Source organism: Mesorhizobium sp., from assembly GCF_004963255.1.
Taxonomy (GTDB): Bacteria; Pseudomonadota; Alphaproteobacteria; order Rhizobiales; family Rhizobiaceae; genus Mesorhizobium.
On sequence record NZ_SUGA01000004.1, the window covers coordinates 32851 to 54811 of the forward strand.

The following is a 21961-nucleotide window of genomic DNA, read 5'->3' on the forward strand; positions in this document are numbered from 1 at the left end:
AAAGGCTCCTGTACGGAGACGAATGTGACCTGGACGCGTCTGAAAGAGCTTGTCGAGACATCGTTAAGCGGTCTGACGCAGCCGACCCGTTCGGACTGGATCTTTGCCTTGCGCACGGTTTCGGCCGGGCTGATCGCGCTGCTTGCCGCCTACGCGCTGAAGCTCGACCATCCGCAATGGGCAATGATGACGGTGTTTATCGTTGCCCAGCCGGTGGCCGGAATGGTGCTGGCGAAGGGCTTCTATCGGCTGCTCGGCACGCTGGCCGGCGGCCTGGCCGCGATCGGCATAACATCCCTGTCCGGTACCAATCCCTGGCTGCTGATCACAGTCCTGGCGCTCTGGGTCGGCATCTGCACGCTCGTATCCTCGCTGCTGCGCAACCCGGAGGCCTATGGCGCGGCGCTTGCCGGCTACACGGCGATGATCATCAGCCTGCCGGCGCTCGGCCAACCGATCGTCGTTGTCGACCTCGCCATCGCGCGCTGCGCCGAGATCGTGCTTGGCATCGTCTGCGCCGGCGTTACCAGCCGGCTGATCCTGCCCAAGCTCGCGGCCGACGCCATCATTTCCAGGCTGAAGCGCAGCATCCTCGACCTCGCTGAATATGCCGGCGGCGCCTTTTCCGACGGCGATCCGGCAAGCCTTGCCGCGCTCCAGCGCAAGCTGATCACCGACGCCCAGACGCTCGCTGAAATGCGGACCTATGCGCGCCTGGAAGCGCCGAGCTTCGCCCCCCGCGCCCACCCGGTGCGGCGCACGATCGGTCAGCTTCTGTGGGCGCTGTCGGCGGCGCGCACGCTGCATAGCCACCGCGCGCCGAAGAATGCGGCGCTCATCCCCATGCGACGCGACTTGAAAGCCTTTGTCGGCGAGCTGGCGGCGACACCCGGCGCGCTCGACGACACGGGCCCCTGGGTGGCGCGGCTCGACGCGATCGCGAGCAAGGCCAGAGAGGTGCCGTCCCTGCCCGACGATGCCGGTGCAAACGATGCCGCCGAGGACAAGGTGGGCACCATCACTCGCCTCACCATTGCCGGTGATTTTGCCGAAGCGCTGAAACAGGTGTTGGACGGACTCAATGCGCTTCGCTCGCCCGTCTCCCGGAAATCGAATGAGCGAAGCCAGCCGGCCCTGGTCGTCCACCGCGACTATCAGGCCGCGTGGCGCAACGCCGTGCGCGCCGCGCTCGCGACGCTGCTCGTCGCCGTCTTCTGGCTGACGACCAAATGGTCGGAAGCGGCCGGCACCGTCATCCTCGTCGCGGTGGTCTCCAGCCTTTTCGCGACGCGTCCCGATCCCGTGCAGTCGGCCTGGGGCTTCTTCACCGGCACCCTGATCGCGCTGCCCTTTGCCTTTCTGGTCGGGCAGGTCGCGCTGCCGGCGCTACCCGGCTTCGGCTGGTTCACGCTCTTCGTCGTGCCGATCCTGGTGCCCGCGGCGCTCGGCATGGCCAATCCACGCCATGTCGGCGTCGCCACCGCTTTCGCCATCAACTTTCTCGCCTTCCTCAGCCCGCATCAGCAGATGATCTATGATCCCGGGCCGTTCTTCGCGGGCTCGGCCTCGATCCTGGTCGGCATCCTGATTGCCATCGGCGTCTTCATCGTCGTGCTGCCCGCTGACCCCTGGGTCACCGTGGAGCGTATCTCGCAGGCGATGCGCGAGGATCTGGCGCGGCTTTGCCTGCATGAGCGGATACCCCGGCGTTCGGCCTTCGAAAGCCTCGCCTATGACCGGATCAACCAGCTGATGCCGCAGGTGCAGCGAACGGGCCGCAGAGGCGACCCCATTCTTGGCGGCAGCATCGCCGCCGTCACCGTCGGGCTGGAGGTGCTGCGGCTGCGCCATGCGCAACTGGACTCCGCCGTGCCGCGCGAGACAGTCGAATCCATCGGCAATTTTCTGCGCGGCCTGGCGCGCGAATTGTTGTTCCGGCGGCCGGGCGAGCCGCAGACCGCGACCATCGCGGTGGCAAGGCAATATGCGGCCAGCATCGGCGAACGCAGCGGTCGGCTCGAAATGCTGCGGATCGCCGCCTCGCTGCGCATCATTGCCGCGGCGATGGAAGATTATCCGGATTTCTTTGCCAAGGGCCGCGCTTGAGACCTCAGGCAGCTGCAATCGCCAGCGCGTGCCCTCGCGCGTTTTCGCGCAGCGCGTCGAGATGGATCGACTTCACCAGCCCGGCAAGATCGCCTTCGGCCGACTGGCCGCCGAGTTCCTTCAGCATCAGCCAGCTCACTTCCTGCACGCCGGCGACACGCCGGCCGTTGGCGACTTCGCGCCAGACTTTCAGCGCGCGCAGGATGATGCCGTGCGTCGCCGGCGCAAGCCCGGCGCCGCGGAACAGCGCCTGCAGCGCCACGTCGTGCCCGCCGGCCAGAAGCGCCGTCACCCGCTGCTCGGACTGTCGGGCAAGCGCTACCAGCGTCGAACCGAAGAAGTCGACCTTGCCATGCGCGATGGTGCGGATGATGAAGCTGGCGGTGAGGTCGCCGCGCAGCCGCAGATGCTCGATCAGCGCGGCATGCTCCTCCATGCGCGTTCCCTCGATCAGCGTCACCGAGGCCTTCACGCAGGCATCGCGCATGACCCGATCGGCGCGCGCCGCGCCCATCATCGCCAGCACCAGCGGCGATCCTTTCAGGGTCTCGCCGATCTTGACCAGCAGCATATGCCGGCAGTCGGCCGGCAGGCGGCGATCGGCGATCAGCGACTCGCGCACCAGCGGCACGTGGCCATGCCGCTCGGCCATGCGGCGGAAGCTGAGCGAAGCGATCTCCGCGCCTCTGTTCCCGACCAGAGCCGCGCAGGCCTCCGGCTCGCCGATCTCGGCGATTGCCGCCGCCAGCGACATCGAGACCACCGGACGGTTGGCGATCAGCGTCTGCGTCGCCTTCTGGCCGCAGGCCACGCGCTCGACCAGATCGGCATCGGTAAGCAGCGGCGAACGCGCCAGCACCAGCGCCGCCACTTCCGGCTGGTCAGCGGCCAGGGCGCTGATCACCTGCGGCGGCGCGTGATGGCTCATCGACAGCGCCTCGGCGAGCGCCAGGCGCACTTTGGAAGAAGCGTCGTCCAGAAGCAGCGTGAGCGCCGCCTCGGCGGCGCAGCGATCCTCGAACGGCAGATCGGAATTGATGTAGGCGCGCGCCAGCGCGCTCGCGGCGGCGGCGCGCTCGGAAACCCTTGCCGTATCAATCCATTTTAGAAAGTGCGAAACAACCATGCCGACCAGCTACGCCCTTGCCGGAATGTCCCGGCCCCGTTGTGAACTGTAGGCTGGAAATGGTTTACGAACGGTTCACCATATTTCTTAACCGGCTTGATGGAGGCGTAGCCACCGCCTATCAAGCGGTGGAATTGGAGGAGATCGACCATGGCCGGGCTTTATCTGGAAGAGTTTGTCGTCGGCCACGTCTTCCACCACACGCTGCGCAAGACCGTGACCGAGAGCGACAACATGCTGTTTTCGGTGATGACGCTGAACCCGCAGCCTTTGCACATCGATTTCGACTTCGCCGCCAAAACCGAATGGGGCAAGCCGCTGGTGAATTCGCTGTTCACGCTCGGCCTGATGATCGGCATTTCGGTGAACGACATCACCGTCGGCACAACGGTCGCCAACCTCGGCATGAAGGAAACGGTGTTCCCGCACCCCGTCTTCCACGGCGACACCATCCGGGTCGAGACCACCGTCGTCTCTGTGCGCGAGTCCAAATCGAAGCCCGATCGCGGCATCGTCGAGTTCGAGCATCGCGCCTATAATCAGAACGACGTTCTCGTCGCCAGATGCACCAGGCAGGCGATGATGCTGAAGAAGGCGGCCTGATGCGCTCGTTGCTGTTCGTGCCCGGCGATTCCGAGCGCAAGCTGGAAAAGGGATTCGAGGCCGGCGCCGACGTGGTCATCGTCGATCTCGAGGATTCCGTCGCCGGCGCGAACAAGGGGGCGGCGCGCGCGGTCGCGGCCGGCTTCATCTCGAACCAAAGGCGCCGGACGGGTCCCGCCGTCTATGTCCGGGTCAACGACCTGTCCACCGGCCTCACCGACGACGACCTCGCGGCCCTTGTCCCGGCAAAGCCCGACGGCATCATGCTGCCCAAGTCGAACAGCGGGCAGGATGTCCAGCAATTGGCGGCGAAGCTGCGGGTGCATGAGGCCGAAAACGGGCTGCCGGACGGTGGCATAAAGATCCTGCCGATCATCACCGAAACCGCGTCCGGCGTGCTTGCTGCGGCTAGCTATGGCGGGGCAAGCGCGCGGCTCGCCGGCCTGACCTGGGGCGCGGAGGACTTGTCTGCCGCGATCGGCGCTCGGGCGGCCCGCGACGAGAACGGCCGCTATACCGACGTGTTCCGCTTGGCGCGCGCTATGACCATTCTGGCGGCGGGAGCGGCCGAAGTTGCTGCTATCGACACCGTCTTTCCCGATTTCCGCGACATGGCCAGCTTCGAGAAGGAATGCCGCGAGGCCGAGCGCGACGGCTTCACCGGCAAGATGGCGATCCATCCGGCGCAAGTGCCGGTCATCAACGCCGCCTTCACGCCGTCCGCCGAAGCGGTCGCGCGGTCACGGGCTATCGTCGATGCCTTCGCGGCGGCGGCAAATCCAGGCGTCGTCGGCATCGGCGGCAAGATGTACGACCGGCCGCATTTGCGTCTGGCGGAGCGTTTGCTGGCCCGCGCCAAGGCGTCGGGCACCTGAGATTACCAGAACATCGGGATCAGCTTGTAGCGGACGCGCGCGGCGTACTCGTCGTATCCCCGCAGGCCGGTCCGCAAAGTCTTTTCCTCGATGAAGGTGCGGATGGCGAGCAGGACGATGAAGAAAAGCACTGACACCAGTCCCCACCAGGAGCCGAGCAGCAACGCCGTGCCGGCAAAGAAAAGGATGGCGCCGCTGTACATAGGATGGCGAACATAGGCGTAGGGACCCGTGGTGATCACCTTCTGTCCGCGCTCGTCCTGGATTTTCACGACAGGCGCCGCGAAACTGTTTTCCAGCATCGTGAGATAGCAGATCCAGATGCCGACGAGCAGGACCAGCATCCCGATCGCCTGCACCCAGACAGGAGCTGCCGACCAGCCGAAACGGAAGTCGAGCCCCATCAGGGCCAGCCATGCGAAAATGCCGATGAGCAATATGCTCAGCACTATCTTGTCGGCCGCTGTCTGGGTCTTCTGGATCGGCGGGCGGAGGCGTTCGTTCATCAGGCCTGGATCGCGCCGGGCGAGCGCCACGCCCATGGTGAGGCTCAGTCCGACCATCACGACTATGTACACCCAGGCGCCCCACCAGTGCAGCGTTCCTGCGGACACGAACATCAGCGCGCCCATCACACCGAACCACACGAATGTCTGGAGAACCAATCTCGAGATCATGACCAACCTTCCATGACATGCCGCTCGTCGCGATTTGGCCGAATCCGACCGATGGTCTATTATACCGACCAACGGTCTATGACTCAAGGCACACCCGGCACTCTGGACGAGAACGGCCGCCGCATGCACAAGGTTTCGCTATGCCTCGCATCATCAAGCACCCGGAAATCAGACGCGAAGAACTGCTGGACCATGCCCAGGCCCTGTTCCTGACGCATGGCTACGACAAAGCGAGCCTCAACGACGTCATCGCGGCCGCCGGCGTCTCGAAGGGCGCCTTCTATCACTACTTCGCTTCCAAGGAGGCGCTGCTGGAGGCATTGGCCGAGCGTTTCGCCAGGCAGGCGCTGGCCGGTGTCCAGAAGGTTGTCGATGATGCGGACCTCGATCCGCTCGGGCGCCTGAATGCGCTCCTCGCGCAGTCGCGCCAGGCCAAGGTCGAGACCGCGGCGGAAGCATGGGCGCTGTTCGAGACAATGTTCCGGCCGGAAAACCTGGTCCTGTTCCACCGCATCAACCTGGCGGCGAGCAAGTCCTTCTCGCCGATCCTGGTGGAGATCATCCGCCAGGGCGTCGAAGACGGAACATTCCGGACTTTCGATCCCGAAGGCGTTGCCGACATCGTGATGCAGTTCGGCCTTGCCACCCACGACGTGATCGCCAAGGCGTTCGCCGGCGGCAGCGATGCCGACATGGACATCGCGATCGAGGCCCTGGAAAGGCGTGTCAGGCTCTACGAGATCGCGCTCGACCGCATCCTGGGACTGCCGGACGGCAGCATCCGGATCGGTGAGCCCGGCTATGTGCGCGCCGTGATGACAGCGCGCCGTTCCAATCCTGCGCTCGGCGGGCCCATCGAAGGAACGTAAACTGGCCCACGCTCCTTCGCGGCCCCTTAGGCCCTCACCCCGCCCAGGGACCGGCGTAATCGGCATAGAGCTTGGCTGGATCGGGCCGCGGCCGCTCCGGCGCCGGCCCCAGATAGGAGCCGATATGGACGAAGCCGATAACGCGCTCCTGCGGCGAGAGCCCGAGGATCGCCCTGCCCTCCGGCACATCGGAGTACCAGTTGCTGATCATGTTGGTGCCGTAGCCCAGCGCGTTCGCCGCGATCATCAGGTTCATGGCTGCCATGCCGCCGGACAGGAACATCTCCCATTGCGGGATCTTCGGGTTCTCCCTCGGCACCGACACGACGCCGATCACCAGCGGCGCGCGCGAGAAGCGCGCCAGTTCCTGGTTGCGCCGGCCCTCCGGCAACGGCCCCTCGCGCTGCTCGGCAAGTGCGGCCAGCTTCTTGCCGATCTCGACGCGCGCCTCGCTGCGGTAGAGGATGAAGCGCCAGGGCTCGAGCCGGCCATGGTCGGGAACGCGCGAGGCAGCCGCGATCATCGTCGCGATCTCGGCATCGCTCGGCGCCGGCTCCTTGAGGTCAGGGATCGGCGCGGAATTGCGGGTGAGCAGGAAGTCGATGATCGGCGACGCCATGGGGCCAAGTCTCCTAGCATTCAATAGCATTCAATTTTGAGCTGAAGCACGCCATCGGGAGGTCGGGCGGCTCGGGCGGTGGCGTTTTGCGACGGATAAGAAGCCGATGCGCAGGGCGCCGCGCTTCCAGGCCTTGAAATTGCCACCGCCTTGGGCTTCAACGCAAGGCATGTTTGAGGGGACCCTGCGCCTTTTCGTGATCGCACTCGTCGCTGCGTTGTTCGCGGTGCCGGTTTCCTTCGCGCTGGCCCAGAACGCCAACGATGTCGGCGACCTCAAGCTCCCAGGCATTTCGAGCTACGCGACGCCGAAGACAGGAGCACCGCTGGCGCTCGGCAATGGCGGCGCCATCACCCTGTCGGCGCAACTGACCGACAAGGGCGCCGACATCACCCGCGGCATCGTCTGGCGGGTCTTCAAGCCGCAGCCGTCCAGCGATGGCAAGCTTCCGATGGTGGCCTCAGCGCATGGTGGCACGGCCGTGTTCCAGCTCGACCCCGGCAGCTATCTCGTCCACGCCTCTTATGGGCGCGCCGGCGCCACCAAGCGCATCACCGTCGGCAAGGAGGCCAGGCACGAGAGCCTGGTGCTCGACGCCGGCGGCCTCAAGCTCGACGCGGTGACATCGGGCGGCGCCCCAATCCAGTCGAAGAAACTGCGCTTCTCGATCTATGAAGACCATCCCGCCGCCAATGGCGACCGGGCGCTGATCGCCCCCGACGTGGCGCCGAACACCGTGGTGCGGCTGAACGCCGGCACCTACCACGTCGTCTCCACCTATGGCGCGGTCAACGCCGTGATCCGCTCCGATATCCGCGTCGAGGCCGGCAAGCTGACCGAGGCAACCGTCGAGCACCGGGCGGCCGAGATGACGATGAAGCTGGTGCGCGAGCCCGGCGGCGAGGCCATTGCCGACACGTCCTGGTCGCTGCTCAACGAGAGCGGCGACCCGATCAAGGAAGCGGTTGGCGCCTTCGCCTCGATGGTGCTGGCCGAGGGCCAGTACACCATCATCGCCAAGAACCGCGACCGCATCTATCAGAAGGATTTCACGGTGGTCGCCGGCCAGAACCAGGAAATCGAGGTGGTTGCCAACGAGTCATCGGCCATCGATCCCGAAGAAGGCGCGGACTGATACATCTGAGCTGTCAGGCCGCCTTGCGCATCCGCCTCGGCAGGAACGGCACGCGGGTCCGTTGCGCGGAGGGCGTCGCCAGGTCGAAGACAGAGCGGTAGAGGCGATCGAGCAGCGCCTTGCGGTCGCGCAGCGGCTCGAGGTCGCTCCATCTCAGCACATCGCCGATACGCACCTCGATGGCCTTGCCCGACAAACGGGCGAACTCGCGGATGAGCAAGGAGGTGCGCAGAGTCAGCGACGCCTTGCCGATGAACTTCGCCACGCGGTTGTCGCGCTCGGCCATGTTCATCGGGCCGCTGACGAGATGGAACAGACGCCCGTTCTGGCCGGAAAAATGCATCGGGATGACCGAGGCCTTGGCGTCCTGGACGAGCTTGGCGGGGAACATCTTCCAGGGCAGGTCGATGGCGCGGCCGAAACCCTTCGGCGCCGTGGCGACACCGCCGGCCGGAAAGACGACGATGGTGACGCCTTCCTTCAGCAGACGCACGGCTTCATGGCGCACCGCCATGTTGTTCTTCAGCGCTTCCTTGGTCTCGGAAAAATCGATCGGCAGCGAATAGGGCTCCATCTCGCGGATCCTGAGCAGATCCTTGTGGATCATGACCCGGAAAGGCCGGCCGAGCTGCTCGACCAGCGACAGCACGGCGATGCCGTCGCCGATGCCGAAGGGATGGTTGGCGACGATGACCAGCGGTGTGTCCGGCAGCGCCGCCGGCGGCCATTGCACGGCGTTGCGGACTTTGACGTCGATCAGTTCCAGCATGCGGCTGAACACGCGGTCGCCGGTCGGCACCACCTGCCTGCGCCAGAAGTCATAAAGCACGGCAAAACGGTCGCGGCCGGACAAACCCTCGACCGAATGGATGAACCAGCGCGTCAGCACCGGCTGATGCGGGTTGGCATAGGAGAGCTCGGGAAAACGTCTTTCCCGCAGTTTCAATTTGAGCATGGCGGCTCGTTACAGGGCTGGCGTGACAGGCATATGAAAATGGCGGTGGACCGGCCACCGCCATTTTGGAAAGTGTTGGTATGTCAGGCCGCCGCGCGACGCTTCCGATCCGGCGAGACCGCCTCGTCGGCGAGTGCCTTCACCGCGTCCTCGAGCTTCAGCGATTCCTGGTCGCGGGAGCCCAGCCGGCGGACATTGACGGTTTCTTCTTCGGCCTCGCGCTTGCCGCAGACGAGGATGACCGGCACCTTGGCGAGCGAATGCTCGCGCACCTTGTAGTTGATCTTCTCGTTGCGAAGGTCGGCTTCGGCGAGCAGCCCCGCGGCCTTCAAACGGTCGACGACTTTCAAGGCGTACTCGTCCGCATCCGAGGTGATCGTCGCCACCACCACCTGCAGCGGCGCGAACCACAGCGGGAAATGGCCGGAATAGTTCTCGATCAGGATGCCGAGGAACCGCTCCATCGAGCCGCAGACGGCGCGATGCACCATCACCGGCTGCTTCTTCTCCGAATCCGAGCCGATATAGAAGGCGCCGAAGCGTTCCGGCAGGTTGAAGTCGACCTGCGTCGTGCCGCACTGCCATTCGCGACCGATGGCGTCCTTCAGCACATACTCGAATTTCGGCCCGTAGAAGGCGCCCTCGCCCGGATTGATCGAGGTCTTGATGCGGTTGCCTGAGCGCGTGCGAATCGTCTCCAGCACGTTGCTCATGATCGCCTCGGCATGGTCCCAGGCCTCGTCGGTGCCGACACGCTTGTCCGGTCTCGTCGACAGCTTCACGCTGACCTCGTCAAAGCCGAAATCGGCATAGGTCGACAGGATCAGGTCGTTGATGCGCAGGCATTCGGCGGCCAGCTGCTCCTCCGTGCAGAAGATATGCGCGTCGTCCTGCGTGAAGCCGCGCACCCGCATCAGCCCATGCAGCGCGCCGGACGGCTCGTAGCGATGCACATTGCCGAACTCAGCAAGTTTCACCGGCAGTTCGCGGTAGGACTTCAACCCATGCTTGAAGATCTGCACATGGCCGGGACAGTTCATCGGCTTCAGCGCGAAGACGCGGTCGTCATCGGTGTCGTCGCCGGCGACGGTCACCTTGAACATCGCGTCGCGATACCAGCCCCAATGTCCCGACGTTTCCCACAGGCTCTTGTCCAGCACCTGCGGCGCGTTGACTTCCTGATAGCCGTGCTCGTCGAGGCGGCGGCGCATGTAGTTGATCAGGTTCTGCACCATCTTCCAGCCCTTGGCGTGCCAGAAGACGACGCCGGGCCCCTCTTCCTGGAAATGGAACAGGTCCATCTCGCGGCCGAGCTTGCGGTGATCGCGCTTCTCGGCCTCTTCCAGCAGCGTCTGATAGGCGTCGAGCTGCGCCTGGTCGGCCCACGCGGTGCCGTAGATGCGCGTCAGCATCGGGTTGTTGGAATCGCCGCGCCAATAGGCGCCCGCCACCTTCATCAGCTTGAAGGCGTTGCCGATCTGCCCGGTCGAAGCCATGTGCGGACCGCGGCAGAGGTCGAACCAGTCGCCCTGCGCGTAAATCTTGAGATCCTGGTCCTCAGGGATGGCGTCGATCAGCTCGAGCTTGTAGCGCTCGCCCTTCTCGGCGAAGACCTTCTTCGCCTTTTCGCGCGACCACACCTCCTTGGTGAACGGCTTGTTGCGCTGGATGATCTCGCGCATCTTCTTCTCGATCGCCGGGAAATCGTCCGGCGTGAACGGCTCGTTGCGCGCGAAGTCGTAATAGAACCCGTTCTCGATCACCGGCCCGATGGTCACCTGCGTTCCCGGCCACAATTCCTGCACCGCCTCGGCCAGCACATGCGCCGCATCGTGGCGGATGAGCTCCAGCGCGCGCGGATCCTCGCGGGTGATGATCTCGACCTTGCCGGACGTGCCGAGCGGATCGGAAAGATCGCGCACGGTGCCGTCGAGGCTGTAGGCGACAGCCTTCTTGGCCAGCGACTTGGAGATCGATTCGGCAAGGCCGGCGCCGGTCAGCGCCGCGTCATACTCGCGGATCGAACCATCGGGAAATGTCAGGGAAACGGAATTCGGCATCAGGGTTCTCCTATCCAGTCCCGCAAACGAGCGCGGGTGGTGAAATGCAGGCCGCGGGATGCGTTGCGGCATGCAGAGGGTTAGCCGGAGGCGTCCGGCAAGCGGCGCGGTTTTAGAGGCAGTGCCGCGCGAGGTAAAGAGCGGCCATCAGGAAATGTCGCGAGCGAGGTCGCATGCCGGCGCGCGGGCTTGCGAACGCCGGCCGGCGCGGCTTGTATATAGGCATGGAAGACGCATCCCCCAGCCGAACCGCCCTGCGCGTCGCGCGCTTGCGGGCCCTTCATCAATTCTCACCCCAAGCGACGCTGTTTCGCGATCCTTACGCGCTGGCGATTCTGGGCGAGGCTGCGCCTAACGCCGGGGAACTCTCGCGGGAAGACGAGCATGGCCGCCGCATGCGCCTGTTCGTTGCCTCACGCGCCCGCCTCGCCGAGGACTGGCTGGCGGCGGCGGTGCGACGCGGCGTCGCCCAACTCGTGGTGCTGGGCGCCGGCCTCGACACTTTTGCGCTGCGCAATCCCTATCCCGACCTTGCGGTCTTCGAGGTCGATCACCCGGCGACACAGGCCTGGAAGCGCCAACGCATTGCCGATGCCGGTCTTGCCGAGCCCGCCGGCGCCGCCTTCGTGCCGGTCAATTTCGAACGCCAGAGTCTGGCAGGCGAATTGCCGGCTGCTGGTCTGAAAACGACCGAGCCGAGCTTTTTCATCTGGCTGGGAGTCGTACCCTACCTGACGCGCGAAGCGATTTTTGCCACGCTTGGCTACATCGCCGGCCTCCCCGGCTCGGAGGTCGTCTTCGACTACAGCGAGCCGGCCGAGGATCGCGACGCGACGGGCCGGGCGACGCTTGCCTTCTACGCGGCTCGCGTCGCGGCGATCGGCGAGCCCTGGATCAGCTTCTTTGTTCCCGATGAATTGGCAAAGTCGCTCGCCGATCTCGGCTTTGATGACATCGAGGATCTCGACAACGGCGACATTGCCGCCCGTTTTGCCAGGTCCCCGAGCACCAAAAGCAATTCCAGCGGGCACATCCTGCGTGCCCGCCGCAGCATCTGAGAGGCTACCTCACCAGTTGCGGCAAATCCTTGAGGAACGCCGCGCGCGTCGCGAGACCTTTCGGCTGGTCGGTACGCTTGGCATCGACGACCAGCCTTGCAAAGACGATGCGGCGCCCGCCCTTCTCGGCCCAGCCGACGAACCACCCAAGCGAGCGCCTGCCGTCCTGGCCAAGCCTGGTGCTGCCGGTCTTGCCCTGCACCGTCCAGTCTCCTGCCGCGAAGGTCGGCAGGATCGCCCTGGTCATTTCATGCGCCTTCGCCGACACCGGCATCTTGTCGGCGAGCAGCTGGCGCAGGAACGCCGTCTGCTCGACCGGCGATATCTCGAGCGAGGAATTGATCCAGGATTGCGTCAGTCCGTTATCCTTGCCGGCATCGCCCGAGACGTCCTTGTTGCCATAGCCGAGTTTGGACACGTAGCCGGCGAATTTTTCGGCGCCGAGCCGCCGCGTGATCTCGCGCGAGTACCAGACGATGGAATCGCGTTCCCAGATCGTCGGATCGACGGTCTTCTGGTCGCGCTTCGCCGCCTTGAATTCCGGCTTGTAGTCCCAGCTCGGCGTGTGCGCGTCGCTTAAGATGCCTGCGTCATAGCCGATCAGCGCCAGGGGCACCTTGAACGTCGAGGCCGGGCTGACGCGCTGGTCGCAGACGCCGTCCTGGTAAAGTGTTTCGCCGCTTTGCGCATCCTGGATCAGCGTGCAGCGGATGTCATCGAGCGGCGCCGATTGCGCCCGCACCGGCAAGCCGAGCATCCAGGCCAGAAGGAAAAGGACGATGGCAAAAATGAAGGGATAGCGGTCCATCTGGCGCATGGCGAAGTCACTCCGGGATGAGATTGCGGGAGCGGCTTAGCGAGGCGACTTGTCTCGATTTTGTCTCAAATTGGCAATGTTTGTGCAGCTTCGCGTTAACCCTACCGGACCGTTAAGATCCGGTTCGCATAACGGCGAAGCAATCAGATTTCGGGGTCGCCGCGCTTTTTGCCGATCCGCCAGTAACGCCAGGGCATGAACCAGACATAGCGCGCCGCAAGCACCTCCGGCACGCGGTCGATGCCATGCGTTCCGAATGGCCCGCAGCGCAACACCCGGAACAGCCCCATCCAGCCGCCGGCCCACAGGCCGTGGCGGGCGATCGCCTCATGCGCGTATTCGGAGCAGGTCGGAAGATGCCGGCAGCTGTTGCCGACGAAGCCTGAGAGCGTCAGCTGGTAGAGGCGCACGAACGACGTGCCGAGCACGCGCCCTGGCGTCTTGCGCCATGGCCCCGGCCAGTTGCGCCCGCGCTGAACTGGTCGAGAGCCGTGCGTATGTCCGTGATGGTCGCCCATCGCTCAGCCTGTTTCACTGCGCGATAGATGTGGGCTTCGACGCTGAAACGCAATGCCCTCAAGGCCTGGAGCGCCGGATGGGATGGCTGCCGGTCCATGGGCGATGGTGAGGGGGAAGATCGCGACGGTCATGGCGGCCGTCGCGCACGACTCCACCATGCCATTGGAAGGTCGCTATCCGTAGCACGTCGCTGAAAATGGCCAGGAACTCGTTCATGGCAGGTCTCCTTTGACACGGATTAGACTGCCGCTGGCCTTCCTCCTCAAACGAGTATAATTTCCGTCTCGGATAACTTGAGGTTATGCGAATGAAACGGGGCCGACTGCCGCTGACGGCATTGAGAAGCTTCGAGACGGCCGGCCGGCATTTGAGCTTCAGCCGGGCGGCAGAGGAGCTTTATGTCTCGCAGGCCGCAATCAGCCGGCAGATACGCGAGCTCGAGAGCTTTCTGGGAAGACCGCTGTTCCTGCGCCTCCATCGCCGCGTCGAACTGACGGATGCGGGACATCGGCTGCTCGACCGATTGGTGAGAAGCTTCGACGATATCGACCGCGTGCTTTCGGAGCTCGCGGCCTCGCCGGCGCAAGCCGTGGTGCGCGTCAGCGTCGAACCGTCGCTCGCCGCGGTGTGGCTGGTGCCACGGCTCAATCGCTTTCGCCAGTTGCGGCCCGATATCGACGTTTCCCTTGAAGTCGATCCACGGCCGATCGAGTTCCGCAGCGACCAGCCCGAGCTTGCCTTGCGTTTCAGCGCGCACGCCACGTCATGGCCGCGCAGCGAGGCCGAGCGCCTGGCTTCGACCGTCGATTCACCAGTCCTGTCGCCGGCGCTGCTTGCCTCCGGCCCTCCCCTGGAAAAGCCGATCGACCTTCGCCATTACACACTGCTGCATGAGGAAAACCGCCAGGGCTGGGCGCGCTGGTTCCAGGCGGCCGGCGTGCCCGCCGAGGCGGTGCCCGCGCGCGGCCCGATGCTGACCGACGTCTCGCTTTCCAAACAGGCCGCGCTGCTCGGCCATGGCGTGGCGCTCGGCGATCTCCTGCAGGTCGGCGAAGAGCTCGCTTCGGGGACTTTGATCAAGCCGTTCGATATCGATGTCGCTTCCGGCGCCTACTGGCTGGTGGCCAGGAGTTTGAAGAACCTGCCGGAGCCGGCCAGGGCGTTCGCCGACTGGATCCGAAGTGAATTCGCTGTGACCAGGAGAACGGCCTAAGCCCTGTCTTCAAGCCGCTTGTCCGGCGCGCTTCTTCTCGATCTGGCTGATCGCGTCGACCACCGCGTCGAAGGTCAGCATGGTTGAGGCATGGCGCGCCTTGTAGTCGCGCACCGGTTCCAGATATTTGAGGTCGGCGAAGCGGCCTTCCGGCGGCGCGCCGTTTTCCTTCAGCATCCTCAGCATGGCTTCGCGCACGGCGCGCAATTCGCCGGCGTTGGCGCCAACCACATGCCGGGCCATGATCGACGACGAAGCCTGTCCGAGCGCGCAGGCCTTCACGTCATGGGCGAAATCGGTCACAACGTCGCCGTCCATCTTGAGGTCCACGGTCACGGTCGAGCCGCACAATTTGGAATGCGCCCTGGCGGTCGCGTCGGGATGATCGAGCCGGCCGATACGCCCGATGTTTCCGGCGAAGCCGAGAATTTTCGCATTGTAGACGTCGTCGATCATATTTTTCCAATCCGTCGCCGCCCAGCGAACAGGGTTTGCCGCTCTCGCGTCTTCCTTTCGCTCCGCTCCAACCATATATAATGGTGGCAGTCGGGCATCGACAAGGCGGCTGGAAGCTGCCTTCGTTGCCCCGCTGTTCACGCCGCTTGCGGGATGGAAATGGGCGATTTTCACCCAAAAGGTCATGGTCCGTTCAACTCGTCCCACCTTTGAGTGGGACTACGGGAGACGCCTTTATGGATGCCGTCATCAAGAAAATCATGCCCCCTTCACAATATTTGGACAAGCCCGTCACCGACCGGCCGAGCGAAGCCGAGGTCGAAGCCGCCGTGCGCACATTGCTGCGCTGGACCGGCGACAATCCGGACCGCGAAGGCCTGATCGATACGCCGAAGCGTGTCACCAAAGCCTTCCGCGAGATGTTCAACGGCTACGACATGTGCCCGGCCGACGAGCTTGGCCGCACTTTCGAGGAGGTTGCCGGCTATGACGACCTCGTCATCGTCAAGGACATAAAGTTCCATTCGCATTGCGAGCACCATATGGTGCCGATCATCGGCAAGGCGCATGTCGGCTATCTGCCGGACGGCAAGGTCGTCGGCCTGTCGAAGATCGCGCGCGTGGTCGACATCTTCGCGCATCGCCTGCAGACGCAGGAAGCGATGACCGCGCAGATCGCCGGCGTCATCCAGGACGTGCTCAACCCGCGCGGCGTCGCCGTCATGCTCGAGGCCGAGCATATGTGCATGGCCATGCGCGGCATCCGCAAGCAGGGCTCGACCACGCTGACCTCGACCTTCACCGGCGTCTTCAAGGATACGCCCGAGGAGCAGGTCCGCTTCGTAACCATGGTGCGCGCAGGCGGCTGATTTGCCGGCCGTCGCCGGCCAAAACACGTAAGGACCGGCGATGTCGGCAGTCGAATTCCCGAAAGCTCCCTCAAGCAAGAAAGCGCTGGAGGAAGGCTCCGTCTTTTCTCCGCGCTTCGACGCCGCCGGCCTCGTCACCGTCGTCGTCACCGATGCCGGTGACGGCATGCTGTTGATGGTCGCGCATATGAATGCCGAGGCGCTGGCGCTTACTCTGGAAACCGGCATTGCTCACTACTGGTCGCGCTCGCGCAACGCGCTGTGGAAGAAGGGCGAGACCTCGGGCAACTTCCAGCAGGTCGTCGAGATGCGCACGGATTGTGACCAGGACGCGATATGGTTGCGCGTGAAAGTGTTGGGCCACGACGCAACCTGCCACACCGGACGGCGTTCTTGTTTTTATCGGACGGTGGGGCTGAATGACGGCAAAGCGACGCTTGCCGGCGACGGCAGCAGGCCGCTGTTCGATGCGGAGGAAACGTATCGGAAGCCGGTGTGAACCATTCAATATTCACAAACCACTCAAATTCACTATTCTCAAATATCTTTGCGGTAGAAGGGATATGGGACAAGGGAGATCATGATGCTCGAATGGGCGTCATTGCGCAGCAGACCTGACGTTCGGGAGGCCAACGGCCCCGCATCGTCCGGCGGCTTGCCCGATCCTCAGCCCGGCAGGAAGACCGGCATCTCGCTGGCGCTCGGCGGCGGCTGCGCTCGCGGCTGGGCTCATATCGGCGTGCTGCGCGCGCTCGATGAGGCCGGCATCGAAGTGTCGATGATCGCCGGCACCTCGATCGGCGCCCTGGTGGGCGGCTGTTATCTTGCCGGCAAGCTCGACGAGCTGGAGGAGTTCGCCAGAAGTCTGACCAAGCGGCGCATCTTCGGCCTGCTCGACCTCAATCTGCGCGGCAGCGGCCTGTTCGGCGGCATGAAGCTCGACCAGCGCCTGCGTGAGCATCTCGACGGTGCCCGCTTCGACGACCTGTCGAAACCCTTTGTCGCCGTCGCGTCCGAAATCCGCACCGGCCACGAGATCTGGCTGTCGAGCGGCTCGCTCGTCACCGCCATGCGCGCTTCCTACGCGCTGCCGGGAGTGTTCGAGCCGGTCGCCTGCAACGGCCGCATGCTGGTCGACGGCGCGCTGGTCAATCCGGTGCCGGTCTCGGTCTGCCGCGCCTACGAGCAGCCGCTCGTCGTGGCGGTCAACCTGCACTACGACCTTTTCGGGCGCGCCGCCGTCATCAAGCACAGCGCCGGCGAGCTGGTCGTCGAGAAAGACGCCCCGCGCCCCGGCCAGATCAATCCCCAGTCGCACCAGAGCCGCCTTGGCATCACCGGCGTCATGGTCGAAGCCTTCAACATCATCCAGGACCGGATTTCGCGCGCCAGGCTCGCCGGCGATCCGCCCGACATGTCGCTGCAGCCGAAGCTCAGCCATATCGGCCTGACGGAATTCCACCGCGCCGACGAGGCGATCAGCCTCGGCTACCAGGCGACGATGTCCCAGATCAGCGAACTGACCCGGCTGCAGTCCGTCCTGGTGTGAATTTCCGGTATCGTTGCTACGCGAGAGCTGCATCGCTGATGCGAAACTGCACCGTGCGGTTGCCGTTCCAGTAATTGCCCGACAGCGAACCGGCGATATGCACGGTCCTGCCCCTGTTCTTGAACAGGAATTCGCCCAGCGCGGTGTCGACGGCGCGAAAGGCGATCGCCTGGATGTTGCCGCCGCTTTGCGACTGCAGGTCGACCCGGATGTGATTGGTTCCGATCGCGCGCGCGTCGGTCAGCCGATGGCGCGGCAGCACGAAGACCGGCGCGATGTGCCCGGCGCCGAACGGGCCGGCTTTCTCCAGCGCGTCGAGCAGCGCGATCGTGGCGCCCTCGGCGGCCAGGGCGCCGTCGATCGCCAGGCTTTCCTCGTTCTGCAACCGGAAGACATCGGCCGCGGCGCGCTCTTCGAAGAAGGCGCGCAACTCGCCGAGCTTGGCGCGCTCGACGGTGATGCCGGCCGCCATCGCATGGCCGCCGCCCTTGACGATCAGCCCGGCAGCCGCCGCCTCGCGCACCAGCCGGCCAAGATCGAAGCCGGGCACCGAACGGCCGGAGCCCGTGCCGATGCCGGTCGAATTGAAGGCGATGGCAAAGGCCGGCCTGCGCGCATAATCCTTAAGCCGCGAAGCGATCAGCCCGACGATGCCCGGATGCCAGCTGTTGCTGGCGGTGACGATGACCGCCGGCCCGTTGCCGCCGGCAAGCTCGGCATCGGCCTCGGCGCGCGCCTGCGCCAGCATCTCCTGCTCCATCTGCTGCCGTTCCTGGTTCAGCCGGTCGAGCGTCTCGGCGATGCTTGCCGCTTCGACGGGATCGTCAGTGGCCAAAAGCCGGCTGCCGAGCGCCGCGTCGCCGATGCGGCCGCCGGCATTGATGCGCGGGCCGATCAGGAAGGACAGATGGAAGGTGTTGATCGGCTCGCCGATGCGCGAGACCCGCGCCAGCGCCGCCAGCCCCTCATTCTTCAGCTGGCGCAAGACCTGCAGCCCCTTGACGACGAAGGCCCGGTTGACGCCGGTGAGCGGCACCACGTCGCACACCGTCGCCAGCGCCACAAGATCGAGCAGCGAAAGCAGATCGACAGGCGCGGCATCCGGCAGCCTTTCGCGCAGCAGCTTTGCCGTCTGGACAAGGCACAGGAAGACGACGCCGGCGGCGCACAGATGCCCCTGCCCCGACAAATCGTCCTCGCGATTGGGATTGACCACAGCCACAGCGGGCGGCAGCGGGCCGCCGACCTGGTGGTGGTCGAGCACCACGACATCGGCGCCGGCTTCCCTGGCCGCCTCGATCGAGGTCGCGCTGTTGGTGCCGCAATCGACGGTGACGATCAGCTTCGCGCCGCGCGAGATCAGCTCCCGCATCGCTTCCGGATTGGGCCCGTAGCCCTCGAAGATGCGGTCCGGGATATAGATTTCGGACGGCACCGAAAAATGCGTGAGGAAGCGTTTCAGGAGCGCCGACGAGGCGGCGCCGTCGACGTCGTAGTCGCCGAAGATCGCCACTTTCTCGCGCGCGACGATCGCATCGGCAAGCCGCGCCGCCGCTTTCTCCATGTCGGTCAGCGATGCCGGGTTCGGCAGAAGCTCGCGGATGGTCGGGTCGAGGAAGCGCTCGGCCTGCTCCGCGCTGACGCCGCGCCCGGCAAGCACCCGCGCGACGATGTCGGGCACGCCGTGGCCCTGCGCGATCGCCAAGGCGGCCATGTCCTGCCGCTCGGTCAGCCGGTGTTGCCAGGAAACACCGGTCGCCGACTGCCTGACATCGAGGAAGAACCGTTTCTCGCCCGTCATGCGACGCGCCGTCTGCACATCATCTTGGGCAGATATCAATATGCGACGGCGGGAGCAATTCGGCGTAAGCGAGCAATCCGGGGAAAAGTGTGGAAGGTTTTTCCCCGGAACGCCGCGGTGGCGCTCAAATGGGCGAAATCAGAACTTCTCCGGATCCTGGTGTCGCGCCTTGATCTCGCGAACGGTGCGCGAGGACGATCGCAGCACGATGGTATGCGTGGTGATGAAGGTGCGGCCGAACTTCACCCCGTCGAGCAGATTGCCGTCGGTGACGCCGGTCGCCGCGAACAGCACGTCGCCGCGCGCCATGTCCTGGGCGCGATAGACCCGCTTCGGATCGGAAATGCCCATCTTCTCAGCCCGCGCCACCTTCTCCGGCGTGTCGAGGATCAGCCGGCCCAGCATCTGCCCGCCGGTGCAGCGAAGCGCCGCCGCCGCCAGCACGCCTTCCGGCGCGCCGCCGGTGCCGAGATAGATGTCGATGCCGGTCTCGTCCGGATCGGTGGTGTGGATGACGCCGGCGACATCGCCGTCGCCGATCAGCCGGATCGCCGCGCCCGTGGCGCGCACTACGTCGATCAGCTTGGCGTGACGCGGCCGGTCGAGGATGCAGGCGGTGATGTCGGAGACGGCCACGCCCTTGGCCTTGGCCAGATTGGCGAGGTTCTCGGCCGGCGAGGCGTCGATGTCGATCAGGCCTTCCGGATAGCCGGGACCGATCGCGATCTTTTCCATATAGACGTCGGGCGCAAACAGCAGGCTGCCCTTTTCCGCGATGGCGATGACCGCAAGCGCGTTCGGCAGGTTCTTGGCGCAGATCGTGGTGCCTTCCAGCGGATCGAGCGCGATGTCGACGGCCGGGCCTTTGCCGGTGCCGACCTCCTCGCCGATATAGAGCATCGGCGCCTCGTCGCGCTCGCCCTCGCCGATGACGACGGTGCCCTTGATGGCCAGTCGATTGAGCTCCTGACGCATCGCATCGACCGCCACCTGGTCGGCTGCCTTCTCATCGCCGCGCCCGCGCAGCCTGGCGGCCGCGACGGCGGCCCGCTCGGTGACGCGCACCACTTCCATGGTGAGGATCCGGTCAAGGCCGGCAGCGATGTTCTGGGCGATGTTCATGGATGGGCATTCCTCGTTGTCTGTTTGCGTCGAGCAATCCCAGAACGGTTGAGCACTGGAATTGCTCCGCCTCCCGCCAGAGGCGGGTTTCTTCTGGCAAAGCTCCATGACAACGGCAAGACTTGCCACGTCAATTTTTGAAATGGCAGCAAAATCAATCGATTGAAGACGGAACCGGACCTGGCTTATTCCGCCCGCTCGATGCGGATCACTTGCGGCTTGTCGGTCAGATGACCGTCCTTGGTGATGCCTTCGACCGCTTTGCGCACCGCCGCTTCCGTCGTCTCGTGGGTGACGAGGATGACCGTTTTCTGCGCCTGCGTTTCCGTGCCGGCCGCCTGCTGGACGATCGATTCCAGCGAGATGTCGTTGTCGGCCATGCGCTTGGCGATGGCCGCGAAGACACCGGTGCGGTCATGCACGGTCAAGCGAATGAAGTAGCCGCCGGCATGGCTGCGCATGCGCGCCTTCTTGTAAGGCTTCAGTTCCTTCGCCGGCCAGCCGAACACCGGAGCGTGCTGGAACCCGGGCCGGCTCTTGGCGATGTCGGCAATGTCGCCGATCACCGCCGAGGCGGTGGCGTTGCCGCCGGCGCCTGGACCGGAAAGCAGGAGCTCGCCCAGAATGTCGGTCTCGATCGCCACGGCATTGGTGACGCCGTGCACCTGCGCGATGACCGAAGCCGTCGGCACCATCGTCGGGTGCACCCGCTGCTCGATGCCGCTATCGGTGCGCTGCGCGACGCCGAGCAGCTTGATACGGTAGCCGAGATCGGCCGCCGCGCGGATATCAGCCTGGGTGATGTTGGAGATGCCTTCCATATAGATGTCGTTGGCGGCGATCTTCGTGCCGAAGGCAAGGCTGGTCAGGATCGACAGCTTGTGGGCCGTGTCGTGGCCTTCGATATCGAAGGTCGGATCGGCCTCGGCATAGCCCAGACGCTGCGCGTCCTTCAGGCAGGCATCGAACGAGATGCCCTCGGCCTCCATGCGGGTCAGGATGTAGTTGCAGGTGCCGTTGAGGATGCCGAAGACACGCGTCACCGCGTTGCCGGCCATCGCCTCGCGCATCGTCTTGATGACAGGGATGCCGCCGGCCACTGCCGCCTCGTAATTGAGCAGAACACCCTTCTTCTCGGCGATCTCGGCAAGCGCCACGCCATGCTTGGCAAGCAGCGCCTTGTTGGCGGTGACGACGTGGCGCCCGGCCTCGAGCGCCGCCTTCACCGCCAGCCGCGCCGGCCCTTCGTCGCCGCCGATCAGCTCGACAAAAACGTCGATGTCGGCCTTTTCGGCCATCTGGACCGGATCGTCGAACCATGTCGCGGCGCTGAGATCGATGCCGCGATCGCGTTTCCGGTCGCGGGCGGAAACGGCCGTCACGACGATGTCGCGGCCGCACTGGCGGGTGAGCTCCGCCGCCTTGTCGCGCAGCACGCGCGCCACCGAGGCGCCAACCGTGCCGAGGCCGGCAATTCCAACACGCAACGCTTCAGCCATGTCCGGCGACGCCCCTCAAAATCCAGAAATATT

General features: G+C 65.0%; 22 protein-coding genes. 10 read left to right on the forward strand and 12 right to left on the reverse strand.

The annotated features are described in order from the left end of the window. Positions 1-24 precede the first annotated feature (24 nt). Positions 25-2106 (forward strand): FUSC family protein, encoded by a 2082-nt coding sequence (locus tag E5X34_RS06710; protein ID WP_292562443.1) that lies wholly within the window; start codon positions 25-27, stop codon positions 2104-2106. Between the two features lie 4 nt (positions 2107-2110). Here E5X34_RS06710 and E5X34_RS06715 read toward each other — a convergent pair whose 3' ends face one another. Continuing rightward, entirely contained in the window at positions 2111-3232 is a 1122-nt protein-coding gene (locus tag E5X34_RS06715; RefSeq protein ID WP_292562445.1) for a DUF2336 domain-containing protein, read from the reverse strand. Positions 3233-3382: 150 nt separating this feature from the next. Between E5X34_RS06715 and E5X34_RS06720 the strand changes: the two genes are divergently transcribed. Then, positions 3383-3835 (forward strand): MaoC family dehydratase, encoded by a 453-nt coding sequence (locus E5X34_RS06720; protein WP_292562447.1) that lies wholly within the window; start codon positions 3383-3385, stop codon positions 3833-3835. Continuing rightward, on the forward strand, positions 3835-4710 hold the full coding sequence (locus E5X34_RS06725) for a CoA ester lyase (RefSeq protein ID WP_292562448.1): 876 nt from the start codon (positions 3835-3837) through the stop codon (positions 4708-4710). The genes E5X34_RS06720 and E5X34_RS06725 overlap by 1 nt, the downstream gene beginning before the upstream one ends. A gap of 2 nt (positions 4711-4712) precedes the next feature. Here E5X34_RS06725 and E5X34_RS06730 read toward each other — a convergent pair whose 3' ends face one another. Then, positions 4713-5387 carry an isoprenylcysteine carboxylmethyltransferase family protein gene (locus tag E5X34_RS06730; protein WP_292562450.1) on the reverse strand — a complete coding sequence of 225 codons (675 nt, stop codon included), beginning with the start codon at positions 5385-5387 and terminating at the stop codon, positions 4713-4715. A gap of 140 nt (positions 5388-5527) precedes the next feature. Here E5X34_RS06730 and E5X34_RS06735 point away from each other — a divergent pair, with 140 nt between their 5' ends. Beyond that, entirely contained in the window at positions 5528-6256 is a 729-nt protein-coding gene (locus E5X34_RS06735) for a TetR/AcrR family transcriptional regulator (RefSeq protein WP_292562452.1), read from the forward strand. Positions 6257-6290: 34 nt separating this feature from the next. Here the strand turns inward: E5X34_RS06735 and E5X34_RS06740 are convergent, their stop codons facing one another. After that, positions 6291-6875 carry a nitroreductase gene (locus tag E5X34_RS06740; protein ID WP_292562454.1) on the reverse strand — a complete coding sequence of 195 codons (585 nt, stop codon included), beginning with the start codon at positions 6873-6875 and terminating at the stop codon, positions 6291-6293. 169 nt (positions 6876-7044) lie between these two features. Between E5X34_RS06740 and E5X34_RS06745 the strand changes: the two genes are divergently transcribed. After that, entirely contained in the window at positions 7045-8010 is a 966-nt protein-coding gene (locus E5X34_RS06745) for a hypothetical protein (RefSeq protein WP_292314509.1), read from the forward strand. A gap of 13 nt (positions 8011-8023) precedes the next feature. Here E5X34_RS06745 and E5X34_RS06750 read toward each other — a convergent pair whose 3' ends face one another. Then, positions 8024-8965, reverse strand: coding sequence for a lysophospholipid acyltransferase family protein (locus E5X34_RS06750; RefSeq protein ID WP_292562456.1), 942 nt, complete (start codon positions 8963-8965; stop codon positions 8024-8026). Positions 8966-9048: 83 nt separating this feature from the next. Next, positions 9049-11025 (reverse strand): threonine--tRNA ligase, encoded by a 1977-nt coding sequence (thrS, locus tag E5X34_RS06755; RefSeq protein ID WP_292562458.1) that lies wholly within the window; start codon positions 11023-11025, stop codon positions 9049-9051. Positions 11026-11198: 173 nt separating this feature from the next. Between thrS and E5X34_RS06760 the strand changes: the two genes are divergently transcribed. Continuing rightward, on the forward strand, positions 11199-12083 hold the full coding sequence (locus E5X34_RS06760) for an SAM-dependent methyltransferase (RefSeq protein WP_292562459.1): 885 nt from the start codon (positions 11199-11201) through the stop codon (positions 12081-12083). 4 nt (positions 12084-12087) lie between these two features. Here the strand turns inward: E5X34_RS06760 and blaOXA are convergent, their stop codons facing one another. From blaOXA to E5X34_RS06775, 3 genes are all read right to left on the reverse strand, one after another. Then, positions 12088-12900, reverse strand: a complete 813-nt coding sequence (gene blaOXA / locus E5X34_RS06765; RefSeq protein WP_292562460.1) for a class D beta-lactamase — start codon at positions 12898-12900, stop codon at positions 12088-12090. A 143-nt stretch (positions 12901-13043) separates the two neighbouring features. Beyond that, a complete protein-coding gene (yidD, locus tag E5X34_RS06770) occupies positions 13044-13418 on the reverse strand; it encodes a membrane protein insertion efficiency factor YidD (RefSeq protein WP_292562463.1) in 375 nt (124 codons plus the stop codon). A 58-nt stretch (positions 13419-13476) separates the two neighbouring features. Continuing rightward, positions 13477-13635 (reverse strand): hypothetical protein, encoded by a 159-nt coding sequence (locus E5X34_RS06775; protein WP_292562464.1) that lies wholly within the window; start codon positions 13633-13635, stop codon positions 13477-13479. 91 nt (positions 13636-13726) lie between these two features. On the opposite strand from E5X34_RS06775, the gene E5X34_RS06780 reads away from it, so the two are divergent. Beyond that, on the forward strand, positions 13727-14632 hold the full coding sequence (locus E5X34_RS06780) for a LysR substrate-binding domain-containing protein (protein WP_292562466.1): 906 nt from the start codon (positions 13727-13729) through the stop codon (positions 14630-14632). Positions 14633-14641: 9 nt separating this feature from the next. Here E5X34_RS06780 and E5X34_RS06785 read toward each other — a convergent pair whose 3' ends face one another. Beyond that, a complete protein-coding gene (locus E5X34_RS06785; RefSeq protein ID WP_292562468.1) occupies positions 14642-15088 on the reverse strand; it encodes an iron-sulfur cluster assembly scaffold protein in 447 nt (148 codons plus the stop codon). Between the two features lie 236 nt (positions 15089-15324). Here E5X34_RS06785 and folE point away from each other — a divergent pair, with 236 nt between their 5' ends. The 3 genes from folE (at position 15325) to E5X34_RS06800 (ending at position 17506) form a co-directional block, all read left to right on the forward strand. Then, complete coding sequence (folE, locus tag E5X34_RS06790) at positions 15325-15957, forward strand: GTP cyclohydrolase I FolE (protein WP_292562470.1); 633 nt, start codon at positions 15325-15327, stop codon at positions 15955-15957. A 40-nt stretch (positions 15958-15997) separates the two neighbouring features. After that, entirely contained in the window at positions 15998-16456 is a 459-nt protein-coding gene (hisI, locus tag E5X34_RS06795) for a phosphoribosyl-AMP cyclohydrolase (protein ID WP_292562472.1), read from the forward strand. A gap of 84 nt (positions 16457-16540) precedes the next feature. Beyond that, on the forward strand, positions 16541-17506 hold the full coding sequence (locus E5X34_RS06800; protein WP_292562474.1) for a patatin family protein: 966 nt from the start codon (positions 16541-16543) through the stop codon (positions 17504-17506). 16 nt (positions 17507-17522) lie between these two features. Here E5X34_RS06800 and recJ read toward each other — a convergent pair whose 3' ends face one another. The 3 genes from recJ to E5X34_RS06815 all read right to left on the reverse strand — a co-directional run bounded on the left by recJ (position 17523) and on the right by E5X34_RS06815 (position 21928). Continuing rightward, entirely contained in the window at positions 17523-19307 is a 1785-nt protein-coding gene (recJ, locus tag E5X34_RS06805) for a single-stranded-DNA-specific exonuclease RecJ (protein ID WP_292562477.1), read from the reverse strand. Positions 19308-19445: 138 nt separating this feature from the next. Beyond that, positions 19446-20429 carry a class II fructose-bisphosphatase gene (gene glpX, locus E5X34_RS06810; RefSeq protein ID WP_292562479.1) on the reverse strand — a complete coding sequence of 328 codons (984 nt, stop codon included), beginning with the start codon at positions 20427-20429 and terminating at the stop codon, positions 19446-19448. A gap of 185 nt (positions 20430-20614) precedes the next feature. Beyond that, the gene (locus E5X34_RS06815) at positions 20615-21928 is read right to left on the reverse strand and encodes a homoserine dehydrogenase (RefSeq protein WP_292562482.1); all 1314 of its coding nucleotides are present in this window, start codon (positions 21926-21928) and stop codon (positions 20615-20617) included. Positions 21929-21961 lie beyond the last annotated feature (33 nt).

Excerpts from the sequence above, each read along its gene's own strand:
- E5X34_RS06715 (WP_292562445.1), bottom strand. The coding sequence starts at position 3,232 with ATGGTTGTTTCGCACTTTCTAAAATGGATTGATACGGCAAGGGTTTCC.
- E5X34_RS06720 (WP_292562447.1), top strand. The coding sequence starts at position 3,383 with ATGGCCGGGCTTTATCTGGAAGAGTTTGTCGTCGGCCACGTCTTCCAC.
- E5X34_RS06725 (WP_292562448.1), top strand. The coding sequence starts at position 3,835 with ATGCGCTCGTTGCTGTTCGTGCCCGGCGATTCCGAGCGCAAGCTGGAA.
- E5X34_RS06730 (WP_292562450.1), bottom strand. The coding sequence starts at position 5,387 with ATGATCTCGAGATTGGTTCTCCAGACATTCGTGTGGTTCGGTGTGATG.
- E5X34_RS06735 (WP_292562452.1), top strand. The coding sequence starts at position 5,528 with ATGCCTCGCATCATCAAGCACCCGGAAATCAGACGCGAAGAACTGCTG.
- E5X34_RS06740 (WP_292562454.1), bottom strand. The coding sequence starts at position 6,875 with ATGGCGTCGCCGATCATCGACTTCCTGCTCACCCGCAATTCCGCGCCG.
- E5X34_RS06745 (WP_292314509.1), top strand. The coding sequence starts at position 7,045 with ATGTTTGAGGGGACCCTGCGCCTTTTCGTGATCGCACTCGTCGCTGCG.
- E5X34_RS06750 (WP_292562456.1), bottom strand. The coding sequence starts at position 8,965 with ATGCTCAAATTGAAACTGCGGGAAAGACGTTTTCCCGAGCTCTCCTAT.
- thrS (WP_292562458.1), bottom strand. The coding sequence starts at position 11,025 with ATGCCGAATTCCGTTTCCCTGACATTTCCCGATGGTTCGATCCGCGAG.
- E5X34_RS06760 (WP_292562459.1), top strand. The coding sequence starts at position 11,199 with ATGCCGGCGCGCGGGCTTGCGAACGCCGGCCGGCGCGGCTTGTATATA.
- blaOXA (WP_292562460.1), bottom strand. The coding sequence starts at position 12,900 with ATGCGCCAGATGGACCGCTATCCCTTCATTTTTGCCATCGTCCTTTTC.
- yidD (WP_292562463.1), bottom strand. The coding sequence starts at position 13,418 with ATGGGCGACCATCACGGACATACGCACGGCTCTCGACCAGTTCAGCGC.
- E5X34_RS06775 (WP_292562464.1), bottom strand. The coding sequence starts at position 13,635 with ATGAACGAGTTCCTGGCCATTTTCAGCGACGTGCTACGGATAGCGACC.
- E5X34_RS06780 (WP_292562466.1), top strand. The coding sequence starts at position 13,727 with ATGAAACGGGGCCGACTGCCGCTGACGGCATTGAGAAGCTTCGAGACG.
- E5X34_RS06785 (WP_292562468.1), bottom strand. The coding sequence starts at position 15,088 with ATGATCGACGACGTCTACAATGCGAAAATTCTCGGCTTCGCCGGAAAC.
- folE (WP_292562470.1), top strand. The coding sequence starts at position 15,325 with ATGGATGCCGTCATCAAGAAAATCATGCCCCCTTCACAATATTTGGAC.
- hisI (WP_292562472.1), top strand. The coding sequence starts at position 15,998 with ATGTCGGCAGTCGAATTCCCGAAAGCTCCCTCAAGCAAGAAAGCGCTG.
- E5X34_RS06800 (WP_292562474.1), top strand. The coding sequence starts at position 16,541 with ATGCTCGAATGGGCGTCATTGCGCAGCAGACCTGACGTTCGGGAGGCC.
- recJ (WP_292562477.1), bottom strand. The coding sequence starts at position 19,307 with ATGACGGGCGAGAAACGGTTCTTCCTCGATGTCAGGCAGTCGGCGACC.
- glpX (WP_292562479.1), bottom strand. The coding sequence starts at position 20,429 with ATGAACATCGCCCAGAACATCGCTGCCGGCCTTGACCGGATCCTCACC.
- E5X34_RS06815 (WP_292562482.1), bottom strand. The coding sequence starts at position 21,928 with ATGGCTGAAGCGTTGCGTGTTGGAATTGCCGGCCTCGGCACGGTTGGC.